The following is a 26946-nucleotide window of genomic DNA, read 5'->3' on the forward strand; positions in this document are numbered from 1 at the left end:
ACGGTCGGTTACGTGGCCGTCATGGCTTGGCCGGAAATCTATACGGGTGGATGAAGGAGATCTTCGGTGTAACTCCTGCGAGGTGACATCGCCCGGCGGGCGGCGGACATCCGGGCCCCATCCCAGGCGAACCGCGCAGGCGATCGGCGAGGTCGTCGGCACCATTGACAGCGTGAACGAGGTGACGGTTGGGATTGCCGGGGCGATTGAGCAGCAGGCCATCGCCGCCCAATCGATCATCGGCCAGGTCCAGGCCACGGCGGAGGAAGCATGCGGTCTGGCGGCGGCGGTGGAGCGAGGGCATGCCGTCACCGACGGCTCAGGCACTCCGGCAGGGGCGAGGGAGCGGCGGTTGGACGTGGTGCGCCAGAGTGCAAGCCCAACTGCGGAGTGAGGTAGCAGAGCTTACAATCTCTCTTCAATCAGTTTGATCCATCACCGCTCAGTCTGGCCACAACGTGATCGGGTGAAGTTGCTGGGTCGGCAGCATCCTCGCGGAAAGGTTTGAAATCTGCGTGGGAAAGGGCCGCTAGGGCGACTCATCCGCTTGTGGTTATGCTTCTACCTTGTGAATAGGTATTCTACCGGTGGGGAAAACAGCATTGATGTGAACGCTAGCACCGCCGATGGCTGCAGTGATCACGCTTGCAGCTTCCACGTTGATATCATTCTTCCTTTTGTTTGACATTCATGAACCCAGCCAAATCTTAGCCGGTATCGGGGTATCCATAACAAACCGCGACAGCGTCGCCATTGGTCTTCACTGCGACCACTTGAGTAGCTGAATTTTGATGTCGAGTAAGTTGTTAAGGATTTTCTTATCGTCATTAGGGCATACCCCCATTTTATCTTAACTGTGGGCTATGCGATCATCGGCGGCAAGCCAGCCTTCGTCCACAGTCTGGTGCTCTGTCAGCTGTCATGACTGCCCATGGAAATGCATACGATGAGTGGACCGCACCCGAGGGCCGCAGCGCCGCTTCGGTCTCTGCTCTCCTTGGTCGTTGCCTTCACTGCCTTTGTTCTGGGGGCCGTTTGGCTGACCGCGGTCGCACAGCTCTCTCACGACCGACACCTGACCGAGATGGCCGCCCGTCAGCAGGCCGCCGACATCGCGCGCGCCGTTGACGCTCGGCTGACCGAGCGCATCGCTCGTATTGATCAAGCCCTTCTGTCCATCCGTAGGGAGTTGCTCAGCAGCCCAGACCTGGCTCCAAATCTGTTGGCCAAGATCGCCAACGGCATGAATGACGTGGCACTGATGCAGATTGCCGTGCTCGACGGCAAGGGCCGCTTGGTCGATACCACCCTCTTCCCACCCAATGCGGAAGAGCCGGGCAGCCAGGACGCCTATCGCTGGCATCAGAGCTGGGCTGCCACGGACGGCGATGATCGTCTTCGAATTGGCAAGCCGATCCTGGACCCAAGCACCGGTGAATGGTCATTGCATCTCTCCCGAAGCCTTCTGACACAAGATGGGCGCTTTCAAGGTGTCGTGACGATCGCCGTCAACCCGCTCGCCTTTTCCCGTCTGGCCAAAGATCTGCCGATCGGCAATGAAGGGGTGATCACGGTCGTCGGCAGAGATCGCATCATCCGCATGATCCACACAGCCGCCAACGACCCGGTGCGTCGCGAGCAGATCGGACGGGAACTGCCCGCCGACCGGGCTCAGTTCGATAACACGCGGCCTGAGGCTGATGTGGTGAGGATGACCAGCAGCATCGATGGCCGTCCCTTCATTACTGCCTACCGCCGGGCAGCCATACAGCCGCTGGTCAGCATGGTGCTGCTTTCCGAGGAGGAACTCTACGCCCACCTGACTGAACGGACCTCCTTCCTCTTCGCCGCAGCCACCTTGGTATCGGTTATCATCCTGCTGTTCGCAGCCGGACTCGTCGGCCTCAGCGTGCGCCAACACCGGACCAGTGTTGCCCTGGCCTCTGCCAACAGTCTGCTGCGGGACAACGAGCGCGTGTTGGAAGCGCGCGTGGCTGAACGGACAATGGCTTTGGAGAATGCGGTCCGGCGCACGCATGACCTTGCCTATCGCGACCCTTTGACCAACCTTCCAAACCGCACAGCTTTTGTCGAAGCTACCACCCGGATCCTCGACCGTGCTGCAGCCGATGCATCCAGCCTGATGATCCTCTTCCTCGATATCGACTTGTTCAAGGTTATCAACGACACTTTGGGACACCCTGCCGGCGATCAGCTGCTTGTCGCGGTTGCGCAGCGCCTGAAGGGGGCGGTTCGGCCCACCGATATGGTCGCCCGCCTGGGTGGCGATGAATTCGTTGTTCTTGCCGATGGCGTCACAGGAGGCAAGGACACCGCGCATCTGGCGGATCGCATCCGGATTGCGCTCGGCGCCCCGCTGGTCCTCAACGGGCGGGTGTTGACCACCGGCGTTTCTATCGGCGTCGCCCGCTTCCCTGTTGACGGGCGTGACACCTCCAGCCTGCTGAAGCACGCTGACATGGCAATGTATGCGGCCAAGGCCGCAGGCCGCAACACGATGCGGATGTTCACGTCCGACATGGCGCAGGCCGCCGACCGGCGGCTGGACCTGGAGCTTGCGTTGCGCCGTGCCATTGAACGCTCCGAGTTTTCCCTGGTCTACCAGCCGAAGCTCGCACTCGCCACCGGGCAGCTGTGTGGCGTCGAGGCGCTGGTGCGCTGGAACCATCCCGAACGTGGACTGATCTCACCGGGAGAGTTCATCCCGCTCGCCGAGGAAACCGGCCTGATCGAGCCGTTGGGACAATGGGTGCTCGCCGAGGCCTGCCGCGTCCTCGCCTCCTGGGATGCGGACCACCTTGGACCGTTGACCATCGCCGTCAATGTCGCCGCGGCTCAGGTCAACCGCGGCGATCTGGCCACGGTCGCCGAGGGATTGGTGCGGCAGTACCACATCGATCCCGGTTGCCTGGAAATCGAGGTGACGGAAACGGCGGTGATCGCCGATCATGATAGGGCGCAGGCCACGCTCAACCGGCTGCGCTCGTTGGGCATCGCAGTGGCTCTGGACGATTTCGGCACCGGCTATTCTAGTCTGATTTATCTGCGCCGCTTGGACATCGACACGGTGAAGATCGACAGATCCTTCGTGCAGCAGGCTCGCGACGGTACGCGTGATGGCGACATTGTTCGGATGATCATTGAGGCCGCGCGAACCTTGAAGCTGTCGGTGGTCGCGGAAGGAGTCGAGACGGCCGAGCAGGCCGCATTTCTCCAGGAACTCGGGTGCGACATGATCCAGGGTTATCTGGTCGGCCGGCCAATGCCGCTGGAGCAGCTCAAGACCTGGATCCTCGGCCGCCAGCCGTCGGAGCCCTGCCGGCTGGCAAAGCTGGTCCTGGTACCCGTTCAAGGGCGGCAGCTCTCTGGCGTGGAGGGCATCGGGCGGACCACGTCAGGGCAATCCGAACCATCGCGGGAAAAGTGCTGTCAAAACAGTCCAGTCATTAGCTGAAAAAATTGAACGAGTCCGATTTTTAGCTGCTCTGGTCTGAAAATTAGCTGAACAGCCGACTCGGATAATCAATGGCTTAACCAAGATGCAGTCCGAAATTTGATTGAAGCCAATACACATCGACGTCCCGGCGGTCAGCCCCGCCGACCTCAGCCTGCCGCCCCCGGCGGAAGGCAGCGCCGACATCGCCGCCCGCGTCGCCGTTGCCCGCGCCATCCAGGCGGAGCGCTACGGCGGTTTCGGTCCTTACCCGGCCGGCCGGGCGGTGCGGACCAACGCCGAGGCGGACGGCGAACTGCTGGAGAAGGTGGCCTCCCCCGACGCCCCCGGCCGCGCCTTGCTGACCGAGGCGGCGGAGCGGCTGAAGCTGTCCGCCCGCGGCTATCACCGGGTTATGCGGGTCGGACGGACGCTGGCCGATCTGGACGGGGCCGAGGGAGTCAGGCGCCGCCACATCGCGGAGGCGCTGAGCTATCGGCGGATCGCGCCGGGGCGATGAGGGAGCTTCTACGGCCCTTCGAACACCGGCGGCTTGGCCGCGCCCGGACAGGCGGTCGCCGGAACCGACTCCTGCTCGACGAAGGTCACGGCGGCGACCATGGCGCAGTCCTCGCCGGAGGTCACGATGTGGCTGGCGGCGCGGAAGACCAGATGGCGGCTCTTCGGCAGGGTGGCGGCGGCGCGGTCGCCCCATTCCGGCGGGGTGACGGGGTCGTAGGCGCCGGACAGCAGCAGCACCGGCACCGGGCTGGCGACCGGCAGGCGCTCGGTCAACTCCTGATGGCCGGCCGGCCACAGGCGGCAGACGCGCTGGCCGGGGTCGTCGGCAGCAACCAGCCCGTAGGGGGCATAGCGGCGGGCGTTGTCGGCGCGCTTCAACGGATCGGCGGTGGTCACCGACTCACGGCATTCGACCGAGAAGGCCAGCCCGTCGGCGACCTCCGGGTCGCCCAGCCAGTTGGTCGGCGCCCATTCGGCCAGCGTGGCGTATTGGCCGCGGATGGCGCGGTCGAGCATGATCGGCAGGGCCGGCACCGCCTCGCTGACCGCCATCGCCTCCAGCCCGGCGGCGATGGCGGCCCCGCCGGTCAGCCGCAGGACGCGGCGCGTCTCATGGTCGCCGACGACGATCTCGACCGGATTGCGGTCAAGCCGGTCGATCAGGCCGAGGAAGCGCTTTTCCAGATCGGGAAAGGCGGAGCGGCAGGACCGGTTGGCGGCGCAGTCGTCGAACAGCCGGCGATAGGCGCGTTGCGCCAGCCAAGCCATTTCCTCCTGCGCATTGACGTCGGGTGGATAGACGCTGTCGAAGACGGCGGTGCGGACACGGGCGCCTTGCCGCCGCAGGATCTCCAGCCCGACCCGCGTGCCGTAGGACACCGCAAACAGGTTCACGCGCTGGGCCCCCAGCGCGGTGACGATGTCCAGCGCATCCTCCGCCGCGACGGGGGTGGAGAACTGGGTGGCGTCCAGCCCGGCCGCCTGCAGCCGCGCCGAACAGGCGCTGACTGCCGAGCGTTCCGCCGCCGCCCGCTGCTCGCGCGTCAGTGGCCGGGTGCCACGGGTGGTGCCGACGGCGTCCAGCTCCGGGCAATCGGTGTCGGGTTCCGCCCGGCCGACGCCGCGCGGATCGAACAGGATCAGGTTGCGGGTGCGGCGGAACGGGGCCGACAGTTCCCACCACACCTCCATCCGCTCCTCCGTCGCCTCGCCGCTGCCGAAGGGGGAGGCGCCGGGGCCGCCCTCCAGGAACAGCACGGGATCGGGGGCCGGCTGGCGGGCGGTGCTGAGCAGGACGGCGACCGGCAGGCGCAGGCTGCGGCTGTTGGGACGGTCGCGCCGTTCCGGCACCGCCACCGTCCCGCACAGGGCCGCTTCGCCGTCCGGAACGGTGAACCAGCAGGGGCCGGGGGTAAAGCGTGCCTCCGCCGCCGCGGGCAGGCTCCACAGCACGCCAGCCGCCACGGCTGCAACCGCCAGCAGCTTGCGGGCGGAACGCACCGCTGTCGGCCATGCGGAGGAGGGGAGGATGGACACGGACAAACGACCCGCAACTGATGGATAGGAGACCGATGAGAGGAGTACCGCAGACGGCTTTTGCCGTCGGCCTTGTGTTTGACCGACCGATCCCCGCTTGTCCAGAGATGGCCGGCTCCATCCCGGTGGACGGCGAAACGGCGGAAAAGCGGTGCCGATATGCAACAGACGTGCAGTGAAGGTCACGCCATTTGCAAACGAACGGTCATCTCCAAGAGGAACCGGTTGACGGAATAAATCCGCGCACGGAATTATTTCGCCATCAGGGGCCCGGCCGTCGGTGCCTCTCGGTTACAGGAGCAGATCATGCCGACCTTGTGGACGGCGTTGCGGAGCCGCTGGCTCGATTCCGGGCTATCCTCGGGACCGGGCCGATTGTGCGACCACCTGCGGCGCGACATCGGATTGACGGACGGAGACGCCGGGGACGGCGAAGAGCCTCCACTCGCCTGCCGTCTTCCGCCTTTTCACATCCGCGATCGGAACCTATCGGACGCGCGGACATTTTTGACCTTGCAACCGTATCGCTGACCGGCGATACCGGATCCGCCGGCCTCTCACGCCGGCCTTCACTCAACCCCTGGAGAGTTTCGATGAAAGCCATCGTAGCCACTGCCTGGACTCGCCGATCGGGCGATCCGGCCATCACCGCCGCCAATTGGGCCGCCCATATGGCCGCCAATCAAGCTCAGCCGGCCCGCCTTCTTCCCGCAGCCTTCGAACGTGAATTCCGGATATCGAGAGGATCCCATGTGTGTCTTTCTGGGTTTTTGCGGTCACCGTCTCTTCGTTGAACACGCCCGCTGGGCATCGCCGGCCGGGTCCTTCGACCTGAGGCGTGAAAACGGGGAAGTCATCCTATGGCTTGGACGCCTGAACATCATCTACACACCGGCCCGTTGGGGACCACCCTCCCGCGCTGCATAGCGCGCGGCGCCGCGGAGACCTGCTAAATGCCGGCCCGCGTTCGTCATGACGAGGTCCTTACCGTCGTCCAGGTGCTTGAGGCATTCCGCAAGCTCGACCCCGATCTGCCCATCCAGTATGCGCTGAGTTTCATGACCATCGCGCAAAGCGAAGGCATCTCCATCGGCGAACTGGCGGAACGCCTGGGCATCGCCCAATCCTCCGCGTCGCGCAACGTCGCGGCGCTCAGCCGCTGGCACAGCTTCGGCAAAGCCGGCCTCGATCTGGTGCAGGCGCAGGAAGATCCGCGCGAACGCCGCCGCAAGATCGTCACCCTGACCGACAAGGGCCGTGAGTTCCTGGACGCGCTGCGCGCCATCGTGAACCCGCCCGACCAGCGCCGTCCCGCCAGGACGGCCTGATCCTTACCTAAGCGATCCCCCGTCCAGCGCCCGGCGCAGCATGCCCACCAGCGTGCGTACCGCCAGCTCCTGCCGCTCCAGACCCAGACCGCCGAAGCGGCGTAGCGTTGCCGCCCGTTCGGGCAGCGGCGGCATGTGGAAGAAGCCGTAGGGCACATCCAGACCGGCGCTCTCGATGATATGGCGCGCCCGGTAGAACAGATGGTTGCCGAGGAAGCCGCCGGAAAAATCGCCGAAGGTCACCGGCAGTCCGGCCATCGACAATTCGCGCATCACCCGCGGCACCGGCAGGGTGCTGCCATAGGCGGTCGGCCCGTCGGGCACGATATCGGCATGGTCCCGCACCGTGCCGGCCGCATCGGCCAGCGGGCTTTCGTCGCGGTTCCAGGCCAGCCGTTCCAGCCGGATGTAGTTGCTGGAGTCCAGATAGGCGAAGCCGAGCGCCGCCAGCGGCCGGTATTCCGCCAGCAGCGCGGCGAAGGCCTCGCCGCAGGTGTCATACAGGGGGGGGAGGGTGGCTGTGACGACCCCCGGCTCTCCCGCCAGCCGCTCCATCAGCAGGGCGGTCGGATCGGCCGTCCAGGGATGATCGGTGGGGGGATGGTCAGCGGAAGGATCCACTTCGCCGTCCGGGGGTGTCCCGAACGGCGCGAAGCCGGTGATCAGGATGGGGGCCGTCACGGGCAAGCTATCCTTACGGCCGCAGCAGGCCGATGATGTCCTTCACGTCGTTCAGGTTCTTTTCCGCAATCGCGGCGGCGCGCTCGCCGCCCTTCTTCAGCAGCCGGTCGATCTCCGCCTTGTCGGCCAGCAGCTCCTTCATGCGGGTGGTGATCGGCGCCAGCTTGTCCACCGACAGGTCGACCAGCGACTTCTTGAAATCGGAGAACTGGGACCCGGCGAACTGCGCCAGAACCTGCTCGCGCGACTGGCCGGCCAGCGCGCCATAGATGGTGACGAGGTTGTCGGCCTCCGGACGGGCCTCCAGCTCGGTCACGGTTTCCGGCAGCGGTTCCGGATCGGTCTTCGCCTTGCGGATCTTCTGCGCGATGGTGTCGGCGTCGTCGGTCATGTTGATGCGCGAATATTCGGACTCGTCCGACTTCGACATCTTCTTCTTGCCGTCGCGCAGGCTCATCACCCGCGTGGCCTCGCCCAGGATCTGCGGCTCGGGCAGCGGGAAGTATTCAGTCTCATAGCGGCGATTGAAGGCGCCGGCGATGTCGCGCGCCAGTTCCAAATGCTGCTTCTGGTCCTCGCCCACCGGCACATGGGTGGCCTTGTACAGCAGGATGTCGGCGGCCATCAGCGTCGGGTAGGCATAGAGACCGAGGTTGGCCATGTCCTTCTGCTTGCCGGCCTTTTCCTTGAACTGCGTCATGCGGTTCAGCCAGCCCAGCGGCGTGTGGCAGGACAGGATCCAGCCCAGCTCGGCATGACCGGACACCACCGACTGGTTAAACAGGATGTTCTTGTCCGGGTCGATGCCGGCGGCGATGTAGGCCGCGGCGACCTCGCGGATGTTGTTGCGCAGAACCTCCGGGTCCTGGTCGATGGTCAGCGCGTGCAGGTCGACGACGCAGAAGATGCACTCGTAGCTGTTCTGCAGTTCCACCCAGTTGCGCAGCGCCCCCAGATAGTTGCCGAGGTGAAGCTGCCGGGTCGGCTGCATGCCGGAGAAAATGCGGTTCACGGGTGGTCTCGCTCGAAAACTCTGGGAGGCGGCAGTTATCGCCCCCCGAAGTCCGCCGGTCAAGGCGCGGCGCGCCGCAGCCGCGCCCGCTCTTTCAGGCCAGTTGTTCCGCGATGGAGCGGGTAATCGGCGTCTCGACGTCGCCGGTGTGCTTCGTCGTCACCGTTTCGATCAGCAGAATACAGCACTCCTCGTCGGCGACCGGATTGTGCATCACCCCGCGCGGGATCACGCACAGCTCGCCGGGCGACAGCAGCGTCTCGCCACCATCCTCGAACTGGATGCGCAGCCGGCCACGGATGACCTGGAACAGTTCGTCCTCGTCATCGTGGCGGTGCCAAACGAACTCGCCCTTCAGCTTGGCGACCTTTACATACTGGTCGTTTACCCGCGCGATCACCTTGGGCGACCAGTGTTCTGTGAGTGCGTCGAGCGCGGCGTCGATGTTGACGGCAGGGATCATCGGAACGACTTCTCCGGTCACGGTGTGGATGGAACCGGAATAACGCCCAACCGATCTCTTAGAAAACTAATAGTGGAGATAGACGGCATTAGAACCCATAATGCCGCCATGCCCAGAAATCTCGATACCACCCTGCTGCGCAGCTTTGCCGCAGTCGCCGACCACGCCAGCATGACGGCGGCGGCCCAGAACCTGAACCTGACGCAGGGGGCGGTCAGCCAGCAGATCGCCCGGCTGGAAGCGCTCGCCGGCGGTCCCCTGTTCATCCGTGACCGCAATGGATTGCGCCCGACCGCGTTGGGTGAGCGTTTGCTGGGGAAATCCCGGCGCCTGCTGGCGCTGAACGACGAGATTTGGGCAGACATCACCGGCGGCGCCATCGACGGGCCGGTGCGGATCGGTGTTCCCTACGACCTTGTCGCTCCCTGCATCGCCCCAATGCTGCGGAGTTTCACCGCTGCCTTTCCGAAGGTCGAACTGACGCTGATCTGCGGATCGTCCCCCGAACTGGCGGGCCGCATCGGCGATGGCGATCTCGACCTTGCGCTGGTCGAGGAGCCGGTGGAGGCGGCGCAGGGCGAGCATCTGCTGATCGACCGTCTGGTCTGGGTCGGTGCGCGCGGCGGCAGTGCTTATGCCGCGACCCCGCTGCCATTGTCGCTGGTGGTGGAAACCTGCGTCTTCCGGCCGGCGGTGATGGCGGCGCTGCGCCGGCAGGGGCGGGACTGGCGCAGTATGTTCGAGAATGGCGGCCTCGACGCCACCTTCGCCACCGTACGGATGGATCTTGCGGTCTCGGCCTGGCTGTCCTTCACCGTGCCGCCCGATCTGGAGATTCTGCCGGCGGACAGTGGCCTTCCCGACCTGCCGTCCTTCGCCGTCACGCTGCACCGGCCGGTCCGCACGCCTTCGCTGGCGGCGGCGGAACTGGCCCGGCAAATCCGCGACGCCTTCGCCCGCTTCAAACGGTCGGGTTGACCGGTCCAGCGATCCGGCTCGCCCGCTTGCTCAAAGTGGAGCCGTATCCTTACTTCCCAACGCGCCGTCGTATTTTTACTGTGTCGCGCGCCGCCGCTCGATGGCATCCCACAGCAGGGCTTCCAGTTGAACACCGTTCAGGCGGTTGATCTCCTGGATGCCGGTGGGGGAGGTGACGTTGATCTCGGTCATGTAGTCGCCGATCACGTCGATGCCGACGAAGACCAGACCCTTCTCCCGCAGCACCGGGCCGATGGCGGCGCACATCTCGCGCTCGCGCGCGGTCAGCTCGGTCTTCCTGGCGCTGCCGCCGGCATGGAAATTGGCGCGGGCCTCGCCCTCCAGCGGCATGCGGCTGACCGCGCCCACCGGCTCGCCGTCGACCAGGATGATGCGCTTGTCGCCCTGGCGGATCTCCGGCAGGTACTTCTGCACGATCACGGGCTCGCGGTAGAGCTGGGTGAACAACTCCAGCAGGGAGCCGAGATTTTCGTCGTCCGGCTTCAGGTGGAAAACGCCGGCGCCGCCGTTGCCGAACAGCGGCTTGACGATGATGTCCTTGTGCTCGGCCCGGAAGTCCAGAATGGCCTGTTTGTCGCTGGTGATCAGCGTCGGCGGCATCAGGTCGGGGAACTTGGTGATGAACAGCTTTTCCGGCGCGTTGCGCACCTCGGCCGGGTCGTTGACGACCAGAACCTTGGGCTGGACATGTTCCAGCAGGTGGGTGGAGGTGATGTAGGCCATGTCGAAGGGCGGGTCCTGACGCAGCAGGATGACGTCCATCGTCGACAGGTCGGTCATAACCGGCTCGCCCAGCGTATAGTGGGCGCCGCGCTGGCGCACCACCGTCATCTCGCGCACACGGGCCGTCAGGCGGTTGCCGGTCAGGATCAGGTCGCGCGGGTGGTAGTGGTACAGGCGATGGCCGCGCTTCTGCGCCTCCAGCGCCATCATGAAGCTGGAATCGGTGTCGATGTTGATCGACTCGATGGGGTCCATCTGGAAGGCGACGGCGAGGCTCATGACGGGTCCCTCTGGAACGGGGTCAGTTCAGGCGGTTCTTCAATTGCTGGATCAGCGAGGCGGTCTGGCGCCGGTGATGGTCGTCGCCGGTCAGCGCCATGAAAGTCTCCAACGCGGTGATGGCGTCCTTCAGATTGCCGGCATGGGCTTCCAGAAGGCCGGTCTCGCGCCACAGCGCCGGCTCGTGCGGGGCGAACAGGCGCATCGCCTCCAGAACCTCCAGCGCCTTCGGTACATCGTGTGCCGACAGGTGGCGCAGCTTGATGTTGTTCTGCAGGCGCAGCAGCACGTCGCGGTTCGACACCGGCTGGTAATGGCCGGGCTCCAGCTCGGCGGCGCTTCCGGCCGTGGCCTTCAGCAGATCGCGCAGATCGACGACGCTGCGGGTCTGCCCCTCGTTGAAGGGATCGAGGATGGCACGGGCGCCGTCCTTCTCGATGCGGACCAGGAAATGGCCAGGGAAATTGAGGCCCACCATCGGCCAGCCCTGCGAGCGGGCGGCATGCATATAGAGGATGCCGAGCGCCACCGGCAGGCCGCGGCGGCGATCGACCACCCGCAGCAGGTTGGCGTTCTGCAGGTCGTCGTAGGTGTCGTGGTCGCCGGAATAGCCGTGGCGCTCGCCGATCACGGCGTGCAGGTGCGCGATGCGTGCTTCCAGGCTGTCGCCCGCGGCCTGATCCTGCGCTGCGACGCGGGCGGCCAGATCCTCGACGATGGCGCGGATGTGGGCGCGGTAGGGGGCGAGGTCGGCGTTCGGCAACTCCAGCGCGCCCAGAGCCAGGGCGGCTTCGGCCAGATCGATCTCGTCGTCCGGCTGGTCGCCGATGCGGCGCAGGATTTCGCGGGCTTCCGCGCGGTTGCTCAAGACTGTCGCCCCCTCAAATTCATCCCCTCACAGTCTCCAGGCATCGACCAGATGACGGGGCCAAGCCCAAGGGGTAACCAGCATCACGTCGAAGCGCAAGACATAGCCGGCATAGCGCGGGTTGGCGCCGAGGAAGGCATGGGCGGCGCGGGCGAGCCGGCCGCGCTGGCGGGCGTTCAGCGCCTCGTTGGCGGTGTCCCAATCGCCGCGCGCCTTCACCTCGACGATGGCGATGGTTTGGCCGCGTCTGGCGACGATGTCGATTTCGCCCATCGGCGTGCGCAAGCGGCTTGCCAGGATGCGGTAGCCGCGCAGCCGCAGCGACAGGCGGCACAACGCCTCCGCCCGGCGGCCCAGGCTTTCGGCCCGCAGGCGCCGCGCATCCAGGTCGGTCATTTCGCTCTTTCCTCCCGCTGCAGTTCCAGCGCGCGGGCATAGACGGTGCGCTTGTGCTGGCCGGTGCGGGCGGCGACATCGGCTGCGGCATCGCGCACCGACAGGCGGGTCAGCGCCTCGCGCAGCAGGGCGTCGACATCGGCTTCGCCCGGCGTCGCCTCCTCTCCCGGCGGGCCGATCACCAGCACGACCTCGCCGCGCGGCGGGCCGGCCTCGGCATAATGGGCAGCCAGCTCGGGCAGTGTGCCGTGCCGCACCTCCTCGTACAGCTTGGTCAGCTCGCGGGCGACAGCGGCTTCGCGCGGACCCAGGATATCCGCGAGATCGGCCAGCGACTCCGGCAGGCGCTGTGGCGATTCGAAAAAGACCAGGGTGGCGGGCACGCCCTTCAGTTCGCCGGCGGTGGCGCGCCGCGCGCTGCTCCTGTTCGGCAGGAAGCCGGCGAACAGGAAGCGGTCGGTCGGCAGGCCGGACAGCACCAGCGCCACCAGCGGGGCCGAGGCACCGGGCAGGGTGGTCACCGCCACCCCCTCCGCCACGCATTCCCGCACCAGCTTGTAGCCCGGGTCGGAGACCAGCGGGGTGCCGGCGTCGGTGACCAGCGCGATGGCCTCGCCGTTTTTCATGCGCCCGATCAGGATCGGACGCATCTTTGCGGCGTTGTGCTCGTGGTAGGAGACGAAGGGGGTGTGGATGCCGTGGATGCCCATCAGTTTGGCGGTGACGCGCGTGTCCTCGCAGGCGATGGCGTCGGCCCGTTTCAGCGTGTCGAGCGCGCGCAGCGTGATGTCCGCGGCGTTTCCGATGGGGGTAGCGACGACATACAGCCCGCCCGCGAGTTTACTTGGCGCGGCGAGGGGGCTACCTTGAGCGCCACTTTCGGCCGGCTCGGTGGGGACCATGCCTTGGGTCTCGCCTTCGGTATCGGCGGCCGTTTCAGCAGATGTGGAGACGATTGGTGGCACGCTTGGCAACAGCTTTCTCACAGGGTCTGAAACGTCACGGCGTGGCAGCCTTGCTGGTCGCCGGCCTGTTGTCGGCCTGTTCGACTGTAAGCGCGCCGCCGCGGGTGGCACAAGCGCCGCAACCGGTCCCGGCTCCGGTGGCTCCCCTGCCCGAAGCGCAGGGCCCGATCAAGGTGGCCGTCCTGGTACCGCTCAGCGGGCAGAGCGCCGCCATCGGGCAGGCCATGCTGGACTCCGCCCAGATGGCGCTGTTCGACATGGCCGGCGACCAACTCCAGCTTCTGCCTCGCGACACCAAGGGCACGCCGGGCGGTGCGGCCGACGCCGCGCGTCAGGCGCTGACCGAGGGCGCCCGCCTGATCATCGGCCCGCTGTTCGCCGCCGACGTCGCCGCGGTGCGGCCGATCGCCCAGAATGCCGGCGTCGACGTGCTGGCTTTCACCAACGACGCCACCCAGGCCGGCAACGGCACCTATGTGCTGGGCTTCGTCCCGGCCGATCAGGTCAACCGCGTCGCCGGCTATGCCCGCTCGCGTGGGGCGACGCGCTTCACCGTGCTGGCGCCGCGCTCGCCCTATGGGGACGCGGTGGTGAACGCCATGCAGCAGATCGCACCGAAGCTCGGCACCATGACCACGCAGGTCGAACGCTACGATCCGGCGGTCACCGACCTGTCGGTCCCGGCCAAGCAGGTGGCCCAGGAAACCCCGCAGCCGCAGGCGGTGATGCTGGCCGAAGGCGGGCAGCGCGCCCAGGGCATCGCCCAGGCGCTGGCCGCCAACGGCGTGCAGCCGCAGCAGGTCAAGCTGCTGGGCACCGGCCTGTGGGACGACAGCTCGCAAGGGGCGCTGGGGCAGGAGCCGGCGCTGGTCGGCGCGCTCTACGCCGCCCCGGCCCCGCAGACCCGTGCCCGCTTCGAGTCGCAGTTCGAGCAGGTCTATGGCCGCAAGCCGCCGCGCATCGCCACGCTGGCCTATGACGCCACCTCCATTGCCGCGGTGCTGACCCGCACCAGCGGTCCGGTGCCCTTCGACCGCATGGCGATGACAAACCCGAACGGCTTCGAGGGGCTGGACGGCCTGTTCCGCCTGCGCGGCGACGGCTTGGTCGAACGCGGGCTGGCGGTGATGGAGATCACCCCGACCGGATCGCGCGTGGTCGATCCGGCTCCGCCGTCCTTCGAGATGCTGGGGCAGTAAGGAAACACGCTCTCTCATCCGGGAGGAGAGGTGGGGAAACGAAAACGCCGCGGCCGTCATCGGGACGGACCGCGGCGTTTTCGTTTCCCAGGTAAGGATACCCGGGGATCGTCGCTGTGCGTCTCTCTCACCCTGACCTTGCTTTCCAAGGGAGAGAGGGGAAAACCTCTGGGTGGGAGAGGGCCTGTTCGACGCTATCCTTACTTACGCCGCTTACGCCCGTGCCCGCAGATAGGGGGTCAGGCGCCATTCGGCGAACTTGATCAGGCGGGTGGCGATGAAGTTCAGCACCAGATAGATCGCCCCGGCGACGATGAACAGCTCGAAGACCGCGAAGGTCTGGGCAATCATCCGGCGGGCGATGCCGGTGACCTCCATCAGCGTTATGGTGCTGGCGAGCGAGGTCGCCTTCACCATCAGGATCACCTCGTTGCCGTAAGCCGGCAGCATCTGGCGGATCGCCACCGGCAGCACGATGCGGCGGAAGGCGAGCGCCCGCGACATGCCGCAGGCCCGCGCCGCCTCCACCTGTCCCTGCGGCACCGACAGGATGGCGCCGCGCAGCACCTCGCTGGTGTAGGCGCCGGTGTTCAGCGTCAGCGCCAGGATGGCGCACCAGTAGGGCTCGCGCAGGAAGGGCCAGAGGATGCTGTCGCGGATGAACTCGAACTGGCCGAGCCCGTAATAGACCAGGAAGATCTGCACCAGCAGCGGCGTGCCGCGGAAGACGAAGACATAGGCCGCCGCCAGTGTCTCCACCACGCGGTTGCCTGACAGACGCAGCAACGCCACGCCGAAGGCGACCAGCGCGCCCAGCGCCAGCGATCCGACGATCAGCTGCAGAGTCAGCGTCAGCCCGCCGAGCATGCGGGGCAGGCTGTCCCACATCAATTGCCAGTTCATGGCCTCAGGCCCTCCGGACGCCGCGATTGGCGGAGATTTCGGCACGGTTGAACAGCGCCGTCGAAATGGTGGTCAGCATCAGGTACAGCACGGCGGCGGTGCTGTAGAACAGGAAGGGCTGGCGCGTGGCGCCGGCCGCCAGATGGGTGATGCGCATCAGTTCGGCCAGCGCCGTCACCGACACCAGCGCCGTGTCCTTCAGCGTCAGCTGCCAGACATTGCCGAGGCCGGGCAGGGCGAAGCGCAGCGTCTGCGGCACCAGCACCCGGCGCAGGATCAGCCAGCGGCTCATCCCGCAGGCGCGCGCTGCCTCGATCTGGCCGAAGGGGACCGACTGCACCGCACCGCGGATCACCTCGGTCGAGTAGGCGCCGGAAATCAGCCCGACCGCCAGCACGCCGATGGTGAAGGCGTTCAGATCGACGCGCCCGTCATAGCCGAAGGCGGAGGCGATGGAGGTGGCGACCCCGCTGCCGCCGAAGAACAGCAGATAGATCACGAGCAGTTCGGGGATGCCGCGCACGATGGTGGTGTAGACATCGGCCACGACGTTCAGCGCCAGGGAGTGGCTGAGCTTGGCCGAGGCGCCGAGCGACCCGACGAGGATGCCGAAGGCGAAGGCCGACACGGCGACCGCGACCGTCATCGCGGTGCCCATCAGCAGCTGTCCGCCCCAGCCGTTGGGACCGAAGGAAAGGAGTTCCAGCATTGGCACGCCCGGTAAGGCCCGCCGGGCGCGGCGCAGAGCGCCGGCCGGACGGGGGTCAGCGAACGGAGGTTACTGAACGACTGGCGCCCGGTCGCCGTGAAGGCCGCCGGGCGCCGTACCGATCAGACGGACGGACCTGGGGCCCGCCCTGCTTCGCCCCCTTACTTGGTGGGCGAGATGTCGTAGCCGAAATGCTGGGTGCTCAGCTTCTTGACGGTGCCGTCCTTCAGCGCCTCGCCGATGGCCTTGTCGAACATCGCCTTCAGGTCGGCGGTGTCCTTGCGCAGGCCCACACCCATGCCTTCGCCGATCACGCCGCCGATGAAGTTCGGGCCGACGATGACCATTTTGTCCGGCGTGGCCTTCACCACCGCCTCGACGACCGAGCGGTCGCCCAGCATGGCGTCGACGCGGCCGGAGCCCAGGTCGATTCCGGCATTGTCGATCTTGTCGTAGGTGCGCATGGTCACCTTCGGCAGATGCTTGTCCATGAAGTCGGCCTGGATGGTCGACACCTGGACGCCGACCGACTTGCCCTTCAGCGCTTCGGCCAGCTTGTCCAGGACCGGCTTGGCCTTGCCCTGGTCGTTCAGGTCGACGCGGTCGGCGCCGAGGTTCAGCGCCTTGGCCAGCGGCGAACCGGTCACCACGGCGAAGACCGACGGCTCGGTGCCGTAGGGGACCGAGAAGTCGATGACCTTCTTGCGCTCGTCGGTGATGGTCATCGCCGACATGATGGCGTCATACTTGCCCTGCTGCAGGGCCGGGATGATGCCGTCCCAATCCTGGGCGACGAACTCGCAGGTGACCTTCATGCGCTTGCACAGGTCGTTGCCGAGGTCGACCTCGAAGCCGGTCAGCTTGCCCGAGGTGTCGGTGGCGTTCCACGGAGGATAGGCGCCCTCGCTGGCGATGCGGACCGTCTTCCATTCCTTCGCACCGGCGGCGCCGGCAGCAGCGACGGCCATCATGGCGCCGAGCGCCAGGACCGAAACGATCTTCTTCAAGGAACACACTCCTCTGTTCGGTTCGCCCGTTCTTTGGCCCCTGTTGGGAGCCGGGCTGTTTCTGACGGTCCGGTCCTGCCCTCTGCCTCGTCCCCTCACGCCGCGCCGGACAGATGGCGCGAGAGGAACTGCCGCACCCGGTCCGAGTCGGGGTTGGTCAGCACCTTGTCGGGTGACCCCTCCTCCTCGATCCGCCCCTGGTGCAGGAAAACCACCTTGGACGCCACTTCGCGGGCGAAGCCCATCTCGTGCGTCACCAGGATCATCGTGTTGCCTTCGTCCGCCAGTTGGCGGATGACGCGCAGAACCTCGCCGACCAGTTCGGGGTCGAGCGCCGAGGTCGGCTCGTCGAACAGCATCACCTTCGGCTGCATGGCGAGCGCGCGCGCGATGGCTGCGCGCTGCTGCTGCCCGCCCGAAAGCTGGACCGGATAGCTGTCGGCCTTCGCCAGGATGCCGACCTTGTCCAGAAGCATGCGAGCGCGGTCGACGGCTTCGGCCTTCGGTACGCCCAGCACATGGACCGGCGCCTCGATCACGTTCTGCAGGATGGTCATGTGGGTCCAGAGATTGAAGCTCTGGAACACCATGCCGAGCCGGGTGCGGATGCGCTCCACCTGCCGGGAGTCGGCGGGGACGCTGGCGCCGCCGCGCGTCTTCTTCAGCGCGATGGACTCGCCGCCGATCACCACGCGGCCGTCGTCCGGGATCTCCAGCATGTTGATGCAGCGCAACAGCGTGCTTTTGCCAGAACCCGACGAGCCGATCAGCGTGATCACGTCGCCCTCGCGCGCGGTCAGCGACACGCCCTTCAGAACCTCCAGCTCGCCGAACCGCTTGTGCAAATCCTCCACGGCGACGGCGGCGGGTGCGGAATCGCTGACGGGCGGATGGCGATGCATGCGGGAGAACCGGCTGGGTTGTGGAGGCTGGTTATGGTCTGACCATTACGGCACAGGCTAGACCGGGGCACAGGGGTTCCGCAACGCGGATTTCACACGTCGCGCGCGTTGTGTCGCTTGTGTCGGAAAATGGTGCGTTACCACAACAATAGTACCAGAATTTGCGGCCCCAGGATACGCAGGCACATCGCCAGCGGGTAGACGGTGGCATAGGCCAGCGCCGGAGCCTCTGACGCGACCAGCGCGTTGGCATAGGCCAGCCCCGGCGGGTTGGTCTGGGCGCCGGCCAGGACGCCGCAGATGGTCAGGAAGTTCAGCTTCATCAGCCCGCGCGCGACCAGCCCGGTCAGCAGCAGCGGCACCAGCGTCACCAGCACGCCCCACATCATCCAGGGCCAGCCGGCGCCGCTGGCCAGCGTGGCGACGAAGCGGTCGCCGGACGCGATGCCCAGCACGGCCAGGAACAGGATGATGCCGATCTCGCGCAGCGCCAGGTTGGCGGCCGGCGGCATGAACCAGACCAGCGGCCCGACATGGCCGATGCGGCCCAGGATCAAGGCGACGATCAGCGGCCCGCCGGCAAGGCCGAGGCGCAGCGGCGCCGGCATCCCCGGCAGGAAGATCGGGATGGCACCCAGCGCCGCACCCAGCACGATGCCCAGGAACATCGGGATCATCTCCACCTGCTGCAGCTTGCGGGTGGAGTTGCCGAAAATCTGCCCGACGGCGGCGAGACCGTCCGGCCGGCCGATCACCGTCAGGATGTCGCCGAACTGGAGCTTCAACGCCGGGGTCGGCACCAGCTCCACGCCCGACCGGTTGACCCGGCTGACCACCACGTCATGGGCATCCTGAAGGTTCAGCGTGGCGATCGACTTGCCCAGAACCGCGTTGTTGGTGACGACGATGCGCTCCCATTTCAGGTCGGTGCCCTTGGTGGTCAGCGGCCGGTCGAACTCCTGCCCCAGCAGGGCGCGCACCTGCTCCAGCTTCGGCCGCGGCCCGACCACATGCAGCACGTCGCCCAGCTTCAGGCAGGTTCCGTCATGCGGGACGCAGAGCTTGCCGTCGCACAACAGGCGCGACGCGACCACCCCCTGGCCGCACAGCAGGTCGATGGAGCCCAGCGGCCGGCCGGCAAGCTCCGGATTGCGGACCGCCAGATCCATGGTCTCCAGCGTTGACACCTCGGCCCGGCGGCAATCCTCGAAGCGGGTGACCTCCGCCTCCGGATCGATGCGGAACAGGATGCGGACGGCAGCCATCGACAGCAGGTTGCCGGCGATGCCGAACGGGTAGGTGACGGCGAAGGCAAGGCCGGGCAGGGCCATCACCCCAGCCCCGGCCCCGACCTCCGTCAGAACCTGCTGGGTGGCGGCGAGCGCCGGCGCGTTGGTCACGGCACCGGCGAACACGCCCAGCGAGGAGCCCAGCGACAGCGCCCCCGACGACACCAGCACCGCGGTCAGCAGGATGCTCGACCCCACCATCAGCAGGGCCAGCCCGTTCAGCGCCAGCCCGGTCCGGCGCAGTGCGGCGAAGAAGCCGGGACCGACCTGAATGCCGATGGTGTAGACGAACAGGATCAGCCCGAAGTCGCGGATGAAGTCCATCATCTCCGGATTGAAGGCGATGCCCGCCTCCTTGGCGATGTGGCCGCCGGCGATCCCGGCGAACAGCACGCCGCCGATGCCGAGCCCGACCCCGCGAATCTTGATATGGCCGAGTGCCACGCCCGCCGCCGACACGAGACCGAGCATGAACACCACACGCGCGATCGGCGGCATGGCCTGGAGGATGTCTGCGAAGGCCGACATGGGACAACTCGCTTCCTGAACACATTTGGGCAGACGCCGCCGCAATCATGGCGAAACCCTGAGGGGGGCGGCGGTCCCCGTTCGAGCGGGGGCATGACGGTGCCACGATGCGTCAGGACAGCGGTCAAGGCGTTGATTCAGAACAAGCGTCCGGCCTTTAGCCGTGACAATCCCGGCACCCGGCGCTGCGGCGCATGCATGGGAGCGCAGCGCTGCGGTGACCGTGGTGCGTCATCGGGTAGCATCCGTTTCCTCGAACTCCATCCAAATTTTGCCACTTTCTTCCCTTACACGATAACCCAAGCAACCGGCCCCAGAGGTCGCGCGCATCGGCGTTCCCCCTAGCGCCATCGCGCCGACGAACGAAGCCGTTCCACAAGGTATCGACCGGCCGGACCCGGCCGGACGCAAGGCCATCGCGAGAACCCCCTCGCGGTGGCCTTTTCTTTTGTCCCGCGTCCATTGAACCGCTGCGTCGGTTGACCGCTGGGGCGACCGCATTCTCGCTCCGGCTTTCCCGCCGCCTTGTGCTATAGCAGCGCCTCCCTCAACCGGAAGCGCGACCTGTCACCATGCCCGTCTTTGCCGGATCAGAACTGACCTGCCTGCGTGGCGACCGGCTGGTCTTCACCGGGTTGGAGTTCCGCATCGCCCCTGGCGGCGCGCTGGTTCTGCTCGGTCCCAACGGCAGCGGCAAGTCCAGCCTGCTGCGGGTGATGGCCGGACTGCTGAAGCCGCTGCGCGGCACGCTGGGCTGGGACGGGGTGTCGGTCGCCGACGATCCCGACGCCCACCGGGCGCAGGTACAGTATGTCGGCCATCTCGACGCTGTGAAGCCGGTGCTGACGGCGGCGGAGAACCTTGCCTTCTGGGCGGCGCTGGCCGGGGCCGCCGATCCTGCCGCCAACGCGCGGGCCGCACTCGACCGGCTTGGGGTGCCGCACATCGCCGGGGTGCCGGGCCGCTACCTGTCGGCCGGTCAGAAGCGCCGGCTGAACCTGGCGCGGCTTCTGGCCGCACCGGCGACCCTGTGGCTGCTGGACGAACCGACCGTGGCGCTCGACCGCGCTGCCATCGCCCTGTTCGAGGGGCTGATCGCCGAACATCGGGCGCAGGGTGGCATGGTGGTGCTGTCCACCCACACCGACATCGCCACTCCCGGCGGCGAGAACCTGCATCTGGACGAGTTCGCCCCCTACGCCGACGAAGAGGCCGGCGATGAAGAGGTGGGCGACGAGTATGAGGAAGAAGGGGCCGGGCCATGAGCCGTTTCCTGCGCCTTGTCGCGCGTGACCTGCGGCTGTCGTTGCGCCAGGGCTCGGACGCCACCATCGCCGTCATGTTCTTCGTGCTGTGCGTGGTGCTGTTCCCCTTCGGCGTCGGTCCGGAGCCGAACATCCTGGCCCGCATCGCCGCCGGCGTGATCTGGGTGGCGGCGCTGCTCGCTTCGCTGCTTTCGCTGGAGCGTCTGTTCCAGACCGATTACGAGGACGGCTCGCTGGAGCTTCTGTCGCTGTCCCCCCTGCCGCTGGAGGCCGCGGTTCTGGCGAAGACCCTGGCCCATTGGCTGGTCACCGGCGTACCGCTGATCGTCGCCGCTCCGCTGCTGGCCGTCCTGTTGAACATGGATGCGCAGGGGTTCGGCGTGCTGGTGCTGACCCTGACGCTGGGCACGCCGATCCTCAGCTTGATCGGCGCCATCGGGGCGGCGCTGACGCTGGGCGCGCGACGGGGCGGCGTGCTGCTGTCGCTGCTGATCCTGCCGCTCTACATTCCGGTGCTGATCTTCGGCGCCGGCGCCATTGACGCCGCGATCAACGGGCTGACCCCGCGCCCGCACCTGCTTCTGCTTGCCGGCATCCTCGCCGCCGCCCTGCCGCTTGCCCCCTGGGCGGGTGCCGCGGCGCTGCGGCAGGCGGTGGAGTAGGGCAGGAGCGACGGTACCGCTACGACTTCGGCGCCTTTTCCGGCAGCAACGTCTCGATCGCCTCGCGCACCTTGTCCGACTCGGGGTCGGTCATGGTGGAGAACCAGGACACCAGCTTGCCGTCCGGCCCCACCAGATATTTGTGGAAATTCCAGCGGGGCTTCGCGAGGAAGCCCAGCTCGTCCGCCGCCCAGCGGTAGAAGGGATGGGCGCTCTCGCCCGACACCACCGTCTTGTCCGCCATCGGGAAGTCGATGCTGTAATTGACCTCGCAGAAATCCTTGATCTGGTTGGCGCTCCCCGGTTCCTGTCCGCCGAAATCGTCGGACGGCACGCCGACCACCACCAGACCGCGGTCGCGGTAGCGCTGCCACAGCGCCTCCAGCCCCTTGTATTGTGGGGTGAAGCCGCATTGCGAGGCGGTGTTGACCACCAGGATCGCCTTGCCCTTGAACTGTGACAGCGGCAGTGGCTTGCCGTCGATGCTCTGGAAGGTGAAATCGTAAGCGCTGCTTGCGGCCATAGCGCTGGCGCCTCCCATCATGGAAAGGACTGCCACCATAGCGACGGTGCGAAGTTTGGCTCGGACGGTCATCGGCGCGGCTCGGTGGGTGGGGATGGCGGTTGGGATGAGGTCATCCTTATCCATACGATGCCTGATACGGGGCCAAGTGCCCATCGGATCATGACGGCGCCATCCAACTGCGCGCGTCATCCGGTCTAACCCTTTCGGACGGGTAGCGGCGACCGCCGTCGATCAACAGCTTCATAGGTAAGGATGCACGGCAACCTCCCGCCGCCGTCCCTTCACCCAATCCCGTCCACCGCACAGCGCTCAAAAATGTCCCACCCGGTCGAGCCTCAGCCTGAGCATAAGCGTTTATCCCATCGAAATGGGTATGTGGCCATCCGTCCGGTGTCCGCGCTTCCCGTTGCCGATGCAAGCCCATTCCAGGAGAACAGGTCGATGAACGCCGGAGCCGCCATGCAGGATCTCCAGATGCCGCGAACGGCGATGCGCCGGGCTGCCCGTGCCGCGGCGAAGGCCGCCGGCGTCGCCGGAACGATGTTGCTGCTCGGTGCCGCGCTGTCTGCGCCGTCACTTGCCGACCCGGGCGAGCATGGTCGCGGCCATGGCTGGGGCCACCACAAGAAGCATCACCATGACGACCGTCCGGTCGTCATCTATGGTGCGCCGCCGCCGGTGGTCGTGGTGCCGGCCCCGCCGCCGCCACCGCGCGTCATCTACGCGCCGTCCTACGCACCGCCCCCGGTCATCTATGCCCCGCCGCCGCAGCCGGGCGTCAGCGTCCAGATGAACATTCCGCTTCGATAACGTTCCGTGCTTTTCGAGCGCCCCAGTTGGCCGCTCCACCCGGTCGCTGGGGCGTTGCGTTGTCGGTCCGCCCCGCTTGGGCTGTGACCATCTTGTGCTTTTCCGTCGCGCTCCGGCTGTGCATTTGCCCTCCTGGGCATGGAGCCCAGCGACCCGTTCATCGTCCCTCCTCCCTGCACCCGTTGAAAACCCTTACTCCTCAGTCCTCTCGTGACAGGGCACTCCTGCATCGGTAGGATCGCGCGGCCTGTCGCGAAGGCGGTAGGCCGTTCGGGTGATTCACGGAAACTCAACCGATGTCCGGCCATCTGTCCGCCGGGAGCATCTTGCGGCCCGTGGTCGGTATGGGGAGGGGAGAGACCGAATGTTCGTGATGATCGGCTTCGGCATCGTGATCTTCAGTGTGTTCGGTGGCTACATCCTCGGCGGTGGCCACATGGGCGTGCTGTGGATGCCGTTCGAGTTCATGATCATCCTGGGTTCCGGTGCCGGCGCCTTTTTCATCGCCAATCCGAAATCGGTGGTCACCCACACCGGCAAGGAGCTGGGCCACCTGTTCAAAGGCCCGAAATACAAGAAGGAGGACTTCCTGGAGGTCCTCACCATGATGTACCAAGTCTTCAAGATCGCGAAGACCAAGGGCCTGCTGGCGCTTGAACAGCACATCGAAAAGCCGGAGGACTCGCCGCTCTTCCAGCAGTTCCCGAAATTCTACGGCGACCATCACGCCATCGCCTTCCTCTGTACCTATCTCCGTCTGATGTCGCTGGGCGCGGACAATCCGCATGAGCTGGTCGACCTGATGGACGAGGACATCGAGACGATGCACCACGAACACCAGCGCATCGCCGATGCCATCCAGGCGGTGGCCGACGCCGTGCCGGCGCTTGGCATCGTGGCGGCGGTGCTGGGCGTGATTCACACCATGGGCTCGATCACCGAGCCGCCCGAGGTGCTGGGCAAGCTGATCGGCGGCGCGCTGGTCGGCACCTTCACCGGCATTCTGGTCGCCTACGGCTTCCTCGCGCCCATCGCCAGCGGCCTCAAGAACGTCTACCACGCCGAGGGCAAGTACTATCAGGCAATGAAGACCGGCCTGATCGCGCATTTGTCCGGTTACGCGCCCGCCATTTCGGTGGAATACGCCCGCAACGTGCTGGAACCGGAATACCGTCCGACCTTCGCCCAGGTGGAAGAGGCGACTTCCGCCCTGCCGCCCGCCTGATCCGGCTACCTGATCTTTCGGAAGACGCCGATGCCGGACATCGACATCGCCTGGAACGAGGGCACCGTCGGCGATTGGGATGCGCTGTTCGCCCGCGTTCCCCGCTCCACCCTGCTGCAGAGCTTCGCCTATGGCCGCGCCATGGGCCGCACCTATGGCCATGTGCCGCGCCTGGGCGTAATCGGCCGTGATGGCGAGCCGATCGGGATCGTCCAGACGCTCGACCGCCGGACGCTGAAGCTGTTCCATGACCGGCAATGCTACCGCGGACCGCTGTGGCTGGACGGTACGATCCCCGATGCCGGCACGCTGGAGGCGGTGTTCCGCCTGTTGCGCCGCGCCTGTCCTGGCCATCCGCTCAGCCGCGCCAACCTGTTGCCCGAACTTCCGGCGGGATCGGAGAACGAGGCACTGCTCGCCCGCTGCGGCTTCCGCAAGGTCGGCCCCGGTTATCGGACCGTCTGGCTGGATCTGACGCGGAGCGAGGAGGCGATGCATGCCGGCCTTGCCCGCGACTGGCGCAAGCGCCTGCGCGGCGCCGAAAAGGCCGGCCTCGTCCTCGACGTCGACTGGAAGGCCGACAACCTGCCTTGGCTGATGAAGCGGGAGCATGATCAAGCGCGCGAGAAGGGGTTCCGCGCCATGACCGGGCCGCTGGCGGTCCGTCTGCGCAACGCCATGGTCAAAGGCGGCGGCCGCAACGACGGGGCGTTGATGATCACGGCGCTGGACGGCAGCATGCCGGCCGCCTGCTGGCTGTTCTTCCGTCATGGCGTCTGCGCCACCAGTCAGATCAGCTGGGCCAGCGAGGCGGGGCGCAAGAACGGCGCCACGCGGCTGGTGCTTTGGAGGGCGATGCGGGAGTTGAAGCAGCGCGGCGTCCGAGCCCTCGACCTCGGCGGCATCAACCCCGACACTGCTCCCGGCGTTACCGAGTTCAAGCTCGGCACCGGCGGCGAGGCGGTGGAAACCGTCGGCCAGTATCGCTGACATGGTGTATCGTTGATCTGCTTTGCCTGATGATGACCGCAGCGGTTCCGGCTATCCTTACCTGCGTGCCGATACAACAGCTCTTCCGCATGGGATATCTGCCATGTCAGACCTCGAACCCCTGAAGCCTGGCGAAGCCGACGTCGCCATCGAACGCGCCATGCAGCAGCGGCCGAAGGCGATGATCATCCGCGACAGGTTGCAGAAGATGCTGGAAAATGAGGATACCGCCCGCCAGTTCGTCGGCGCCATCCGCAACATGATGAACAAGGAATAGGCGCACCGGTGATCCTCGCCGCCGGTGCGCGGTTCATCGGCAGGTCAGCAGCTGCTGGCCTTGTTACAGCCCTTCTCCTCGGCCGATGCCGGGGCCGGGGTCCGGGCAAGCTGCATGCCGCTGCGGCTGTCCTCGAACATTTTTTCGATCGACCGCCGGGCCTGCTGGAACGCCTGAAGTTCCCGCCCTTCCAGCTTCTCGCCGGTCGGCAGATCCACGGAGCGCGGGTTCACCTGATGTCCGGCCTTCAGCACCTCGTAATGCAGGTGCGGTCCGGTGGAGCGGCCGGTGGTGCCGACATAGCCGATGATGTCGCCCTGATCGACCCGCGCGCCGCGGCTGATGGATTTGGCGAAGCGGCTCATATGGGCGTAAGCGGTGGAGATCTCGGTGTTGTGGCGGATACGGACATAGTTGCCGTAGGAGCTGCTGCGTTCCGCGATCTCGATGGTGCCGCGGCCTGCGGCATAGATCGGCGTCCCGTTCGGCGCTCCGAAGTCCACCCCCTTGTGCATCTTGCTGAAGCCCAGGATCGGGTGGTGCCGCATGCCGAAGCCCGACGTGATGCGGGCGCCGTCGATGGGAGTGCGCAGCAGGGCGCGGCGGATGCTCTCGCCGTCGCCATTGTAATAGTCGATACGTCCGTCGCGGGTCTTGAAGCGGTAGATCGGCATGTCATCGCCGCTCAGCGTCAGCGAAGCGTACAGCAGTTCGCCCTCGCCGGCCTGGGTGCCCTCGGCGGTGACCAGCTTCTCATACAGGATCTCGAAACGGTCGCCCGGCTGCAGGTCGCGCTGGAAATCGACGTCATAGGAGAAGTTCTGGATGAAGGCCATCATGACCGAGATCGGAACCCCGGCCTGCGCGCCCGCCTCGAACAGGCTGGAGCGGATGACACCCTGCGCCGCCACCGGCTTGCGGGTCACCGGCTTCTCGGTCTGGCTGGAGGTGAAGCCGGCATCGTCCTTGCGCGCAATCGATACCGACCGCAGAGGATCAGGGGCGAACTCGAACCCGACGAACTTGCGGGCACCGCCGCGGCGCGGTTCGAACAGGACGGTCACATGCTGGCCGACCTGCAGACGGCGCGGGTTATAGACCTCGCGCAGGGCGGCGACGGCATCGTGCGCATCGTTGGTCGGGACGTTGGCGGTTGCCAGCAGATCCATCAGCGTATCCCCACGGCCGATGGACAGGGTGCGCCGGTCGACCGGTCCGGTGGCTGGACCGTCATCCCCTGCATCGTCCTTGGCCTCCGCGGCGCTCTCCGCACCGGTGTTCGGCTTCACCGCCGGCTTGTAGGCATGGGGAGCCCGGCCATTCGGCGCATCGGCGTTGCGCGCGACGACAGTCGCAGGCGTCAGCGCACCGGCCGTGATGATGGCAAGCAAGGCGAGCGTGGGAAGGCGGGAGAGCCTCGAACGCACC

The 26946-nt window shown here is 66.5% G+C and carries 26 protein-coding genes and 1 pseudogene; 12 read left to right on the forward strand and 15 right to left on the reverse strand.

Annotated elements, in window-relative coordinates; translation table 11 throughout:
* Positions 1-82 precede the first annotated feature (82 nt).
* The 3 genes and pseudogenes from GBZ48_RS13280 to GBZ48_RS13290 form a co-directional block, all read left to right on the forward strand.
* Positions 83-394: a hypothetical protein gene (locus GBZ48_RS13280; RefSeq protein ID WP_174471497.1), complete on the forward strand. Its 312-nt coding sequence runs from the start codon at positions 83-85 to the stop codon at positions 392-394.
* A 603-nt stretch (positions 395-997) separates the two neighbouring features.
* The gene (locus tag GBZ48_RS13285) at positions 998-3475 is read left to right on the forward strand and encodes a bifunctional diguanylate cyclase/phosphodiesterase (protein ID WP_174471498.1); all 2478 of its coding nucleotides are present in this window, start codon (positions 998-1000) and stop codon (positions 3473-3475) included.
* A gap of 112 nt (positions 3476-3587) precedes the next feature.
* Positions 3588-3974: pseudogene (locus GBZ48_RS13290) on the forward strand (magnesium chelatase subunit ChlI family protein); the annotation flags it as partial.
* An 8-nt stretch (positions 3975-3982) separates the two neighbouring features.
* Here GBZ48_RS13290 and GBZ48_RS13295 read toward each other — a convergent pair.
* Positions 3983-5512 (reverse strand): alpha/beta fold hydrolase, encoded by a 1530-nt coding sequence (locus GBZ48_RS13295; protein ID WP_343049533.1) that lies wholly within the window; start codon positions 5510-5512, stop codon positions 3983-3985.
* A 953-nt stretch (positions 5513-6465) separates the two neighbouring features.
* On the opposite strand from GBZ48_RS13295, the gene GBZ48_RS13300 reads away from it, so the two are divergent.
* Positions 6466-6840 carry a MarR family winged helix-turn-helix transcriptional regulator gene (locus GBZ48_RS13300; RefSeq protein WP_014249257.1) on the forward strand — a complete coding sequence of 125 codons (375 nt, stop codon included), beginning with the start codon at positions 6466-6468 and terminating at the stop codon, positions 6838-6840.
* Between the two features lie 3 nt (positions 6841-6843).
* Here the strand turns inward: GBZ48_RS13300 and GBZ48_RS13305 are convergent, their stop codons facing one another.
* From GBZ48_RS13305 to GBZ48_RS13315, 3 genes are all read right to left on the reverse strand, one after another.
* Positions 6844-7521, reverse strand: coding sequence for a pyroglutamyl-peptidase I family protein (locus tag GBZ48_RS13305; protein WP_174471499.1), 678 nt, complete (start codon positions 7519-7521; stop codon positions 6844-6846).
* Positions 7522-7534: 13 nt separating this feature from the next.
* Positions 7535-8533, reverse strand: coding sequence for a tryptophan--tRNA ligase (gene trpS, locus GBZ48_RS13310; RefSeq protein WP_174471500.1), 999 nt, complete (start codon positions 8531-8533; stop codon positions 7535-7537).
* Between the two features lie 94 nt (positions 8534-8627).
* Complete coding sequence (locus GBZ48_RS13315) at positions 8628-8996, reverse strand: cupin domain-containing protein (RefSeq protein WP_174471501.1); 369 nt, start codon at positions 8994-8996, stop codon at positions 8628-8630.
* Positions 8997-9104: 108 nt separating this feature from the next.
* Between GBZ48_RS13315 and GBZ48_RS13320 the strand changes: the two genes are divergently transcribed.
* Complete coding sequence (locus tag GBZ48_RS13320; RefSeq protein ID WP_174471502.1) at positions 9105-9974, forward strand: LysR family transcriptional regulator; 870 nt, start codon at positions 9105-9107, stop codon at positions 9972-9974.
* Between the two features lie 75 nt (positions 9975-10049).
* On the opposite strand, the gene gshB is transcribed toward GBZ48_RS13320, so the two are convergent.
* From gshB to rsmI, 4 genes are read right to left on the reverse strand one after another with little or no spacing between them, the layout of a single operon-like run.
* The gene (gshB, locus tag GBZ48_RS13325; protein ID WP_174471503.1) at positions 10050-10997 is read right to left on the reverse strand and encodes a glutathione synthase; all 948 of its coding nucleotides are present in this window, start codon (positions 10995-10997) and stop codon (positions 10050-10052) included.
* 22 nt (positions 10998-11019) lie between these two features.
* Positions 11020-11865: a SirB1 family protein gene (locus GBZ48_RS13330; RefSeq protein ID WP_174471504.1), complete on the reverse strand. Its 846-nt coding sequence runs from the start codon at positions 11863-11865 to the stop codon at positions 11020-11022.
* 27 nt (positions 11866-11892) lie between these two features.
* Positions 11893-12261 (reverse strand): YraN family protein, encoded by a 369-nt coding sequence (locus tag GBZ48_RS13335; RefSeq protein WP_098740964.1) that lies wholly within the window; start codon positions 12259-12261, stop codon positions 11893-11895.
* A complete protein-coding gene (gene rsmI / locus GBZ48_RS13340) occupies positions 12258-13163 on the reverse strand; it encodes a 16S rRNA (cytidine(1402)-2'-O)-methyltransferase (RefSeq protein ID WP_246307170.1) in 906 nt (301 codons plus the stop codon). The genes GBZ48_RS13335 and rsmI overlap by 4 nt, the downstream gene beginning before the upstream one ends.
* Before the next feature lie 104 nt (positions 13164-13267).
* Here rsmI and GBZ48_RS13345 point away from each other — a divergent pair, with 104 nt between their 5' ends.
* On the forward strand, positions 13268-14425 hold the full coding sequence (locus tag GBZ48_RS13345; RefSeq protein WP_343049534.1) for a penicillin-binding protein activator: 1158 nt from the start codon (positions 13268-13270) through the stop codon (positions 14423-14425).
* Between the two features lie 213 nt (positions 14426-14638).
* On the opposite strand, the gene GBZ48_RS13350 is transcribed toward GBZ48_RS13345, so the two are convergent.
* The 5 genes from GBZ48_RS13350 to GBZ48_RS13370 form a co-directional block, all read right to left on the reverse strand.
* Positions 14639-15328: an ABC transporter permease gene (locus GBZ48_RS13350; protein ID WP_174471507.1), complete on the reverse strand. Its 690-nt coding sequence runs from the start codon at positions 15326-15328 to the stop codon at positions 14639-14641.
* 4 nt (positions 15329-15332) lie between these two features.
* Positions 15333-16037: an ABC transporter permease gene (locus GBZ48_RS13355; RefSeq protein ID WP_109051188.1), complete on the reverse strand. Its 705-nt coding sequence runs from the start codon at positions 16035-16037 to the stop codon at positions 15333-15335.
* A 161-nt stretch (positions 16038-16198) separates the two neighbouring features.
* The gene (locus GBZ48_RS13360; protein ID WP_343049536.1) at positions 16199-17053 is read right to left on the reverse strand and encodes a lysine/arginine/ornithine ABC transporter substrate-binding protein; all 855 of its coding nucleotides are present in this window, start codon (positions 17051-17053) and stop codon (positions 16199-16201) included.
* Positions 17054-17139: 86 nt separating this feature from the next.
* Positions 17140-17946, reverse strand: coding sequence for an ABC transporter ATP-binding protein (locus GBZ48_RS13365; protein WP_109051189.1), 807 nt, complete (start codon positions 17944-17946; stop codon positions 17140-17142).
* 137 nt (positions 17947-18083) lie between these two features.
* Positions 18084-19763 carry a putative transporter gene (locus GBZ48_RS13370; protein ID WP_246307171.1) on the reverse strand — a complete coding sequence of 560 codons (1680 nt, stop codon included), beginning with the start codon at positions 19761-19763 and terminating at the stop codon, positions 18084-18086.
* Positions 19764-20335: 572 nt separating this feature from the next.
* Between GBZ48_RS13370 and ccmA the strand changes: the two genes are divergently transcribed.
* The gene (gene ccmA, locus GBZ48_RS13375) at positions 20336-21028 is read left to right on the forward strand and encodes a heme ABC exporter ATP-binding protein CcmA (protein ID WP_174471509.1); all 693 of its coding nucleotides are present in this window, start codon (positions 20336-20338) and stop codon (positions 21026-21028) included.
* The gene (ccmB, locus tag GBZ48_RS13380) at positions 21025-21690 is read left to right on the forward strand and encodes a heme exporter protein CcmB (protein ID WP_174471510.1); all 666 of its coding nucleotides are present in this window, start codon (positions 21025-21027) and stop codon (positions 21688-21690) included. The genes ccmA and ccmB overlap by 4 nt, the downstream gene beginning before the upstream one ends.
* Before the next feature lie 19 nt (positions 21691-21709).
* Here ccmB and GBZ48_RS13385 read toward each other — a convergent pair whose 3' ends face one another.
* Positions 21710-22285 (reverse strand): glutathione peroxidase, encoded by a 576-nt coding sequence (locus GBZ48_RS13385; RefSeq protein WP_174471511.1) that lies wholly within the window; start codon positions 22283-22285, stop codon positions 21710-21712.
* Between the two features lie 372 nt (positions 22286-22657).
* Here GBZ48_RS13385 and GBZ48_RS13390 point away from each other — a divergent pair, with 372 nt between their 5' ends.
* From GBZ48_RS13390 to GBZ48_RS13405, 4 genes are all read left to right on the forward strand, one after another.
* Positions 22658-23026, forward strand: a complete 369-nt coding sequence (locus GBZ48_RS13390) for a hypothetical protein (protein ID WP_246307172.1) — start codon at positions 22658-22660, stop codon at positions 23024-23026.
* Positions 23027-23390: 364 nt separating this feature from the next.
* Positions 23391-24251 carry a flagellar motor stator protein MotA gene (gene motA / locus GBZ48_RS13395; protein ID WP_098740974.1) on the forward strand — a complete coding sequence of 287 codons (861 nt, stop codon included), beginning with the start codon at positions 23391-23393 and terminating at the stop codon, positions 24249-24251.
* Between the two features lie 30 nt (positions 24252-24281).
* Entirely contained in the window at positions 24282-25241 is a 960-nt protein-coding gene (locus GBZ48_RS13400; protein ID WP_174471512.1) for a lipid II:glycine glycyltransferase FemX, read from the forward strand.
* A 103-nt stretch (positions 25242-25344) separates the two neighbouring features.
* Entirely contained in the window at positions 25345-25518 is a 174-nt protein-coding gene (locus GBZ48_RS13405) for a hypothetical protein (RefSeq protein WP_158285610.1), read from the forward strand.
* Between the two features lie 44 nt (positions 25519-25562).
* On the opposite strand, the gene GBZ48_RS13410 is transcribed toward GBZ48_RS13405, so the two are convergent.
* Entirely contained in the window at positions 25563-26945 is a 1383-nt protein-coding gene (locus tag GBZ48_RS13410; RefSeq protein WP_174471513.1) for a peptidoglycan DD-metalloendopeptidase family protein, read from the reverse strand.
* Position 26946 lies beyond the last annotated feature (1 nt).

Source organism: Azospirillum melinis (assembly GCF_013340935.1).
Lineage (GTDB): Bacteria > Pseudomonadota > Alphaproteobacteria > Azospirillales > Azospirillaceae > Azospirillum > Azospirillum melinis.

Bases quoted from the DNA above. Each gene is read 5' to 3' on its own strand.
- GBZ48_RS13300 (WP_014249257.1), top strand. From the start codon at position 6,466: ATGCCGGCCCGCGTTCGTCATGACGAGGTCCTTACCGTCGTCCAGGTG.
- GBZ48_RS13315 (WP_174471501.1), bottom strand. From the start codon at position 8,996: ATGATCCCTGCCGTCAACATCGACGCCGCGCTCGACGCACTCACAGAA.
- GBZ48_RS13320 (WP_174471502.1), top strand. From the start codon at position 9,105: ATGCCCAGAAATCTCGATACCACCCTGCTGCGCAGCTTTGCCGCAGTC.
- gshB (WP_174471503.1), bottom strand. From the start codon at position 10,997: ATGAGCCTCGCCGTCGCCTTCCAGATGGACCCCATCGAGTCGATCAAC.
- GBZ48_RS13335 (WP_098740964.1), bottom strand. From the start codon at position 12,261: ATGACCGACCTGGATGCGCGGCGCCTGCGGGCCGAAAGCCTGGGCCGC.
- rsmI (WP_246307170.1), bottom strand. From the start codon at position 13,163: ATGGTCCCCACCGAGCCGGCCGAAAGTGGCGCTCAAGGTAGCCCCCTC.
- GBZ48_RS13350 (WP_174471507.1), bottom strand. From the start codon at position 15,328: ATGAACTGGCAATTGATGTGGGACAGCCTGCCCCGCATGCTCGGCGGG.
- GBZ48_RS13355 (WP_109051188.1), bottom strand. From the start codon at position 16,037: ATGCTGGAACTCCTTTCCTTCGGTCCCAACGGCTGGGGCGGACAGCTG.
- GBZ48_RS13365 (WP_109051189.1), bottom strand. From the start codon at position 17,946: ATGCATCGCCATCCGCCCGTCAGCGATTCCGCACCCGCCGCCGTCGCC.
- GBZ48_RS13370 (WP_246307171.1), bottom strand. From the start codon at position 19,763: ATGTCGGCCTTCGCAGACATCCTCCAGGCCATGCCGCCGATCGCGCGT.
- ccmA (WP_174471509.1), top strand. From the start codon at position 20,336: ATGCCCGTCTTTGCCGGATCAGAACTGACCTGCCTGCGTGGCGACCGG.
- ccmB (WP_174471510.1), top strand. From the start codon at position 21,025: ATGAGCCGTTTCCTGCGCCTTGTCGCGCGTGACCTGCGGCTGTCGTTG.
- GBZ48_RS13385 (WP_174471511.1), bottom strand. From the start codon at position 22,285: ATGACCGTCCGAGCCAAACTTCGCACCGTCGCTATGGTGGCAGTCCTT.
- GBZ48_RS13390 (WP_246307172.1), top strand. From the start codon at position 22,658: ATGAACGCCGGAGCCGCCATGCAGGATCTCCAGATGCCGCGAACGGCG.
- motA (WP_098740974.1), top strand. From the start codon at position 23,391: ATGTTCGTGATGATCGGCTTCGGCATCGTGATCTTCAGTGTGTTCGGT.
- GBZ48_RS13400 (WP_174471512.1), top strand. From the start codon at position 24,282: ATGCCGGACATCGACATCGCCTGGAACGAGGGCACCGTCGGCGATTGG.
- GBZ48_RS13405 (WP_158285610.1), top strand. From the start codon at position 25,345: ATGTCAGACCTCGAACCCCTGAAGCCTGGCGAAGCCGACGTCGCCATC.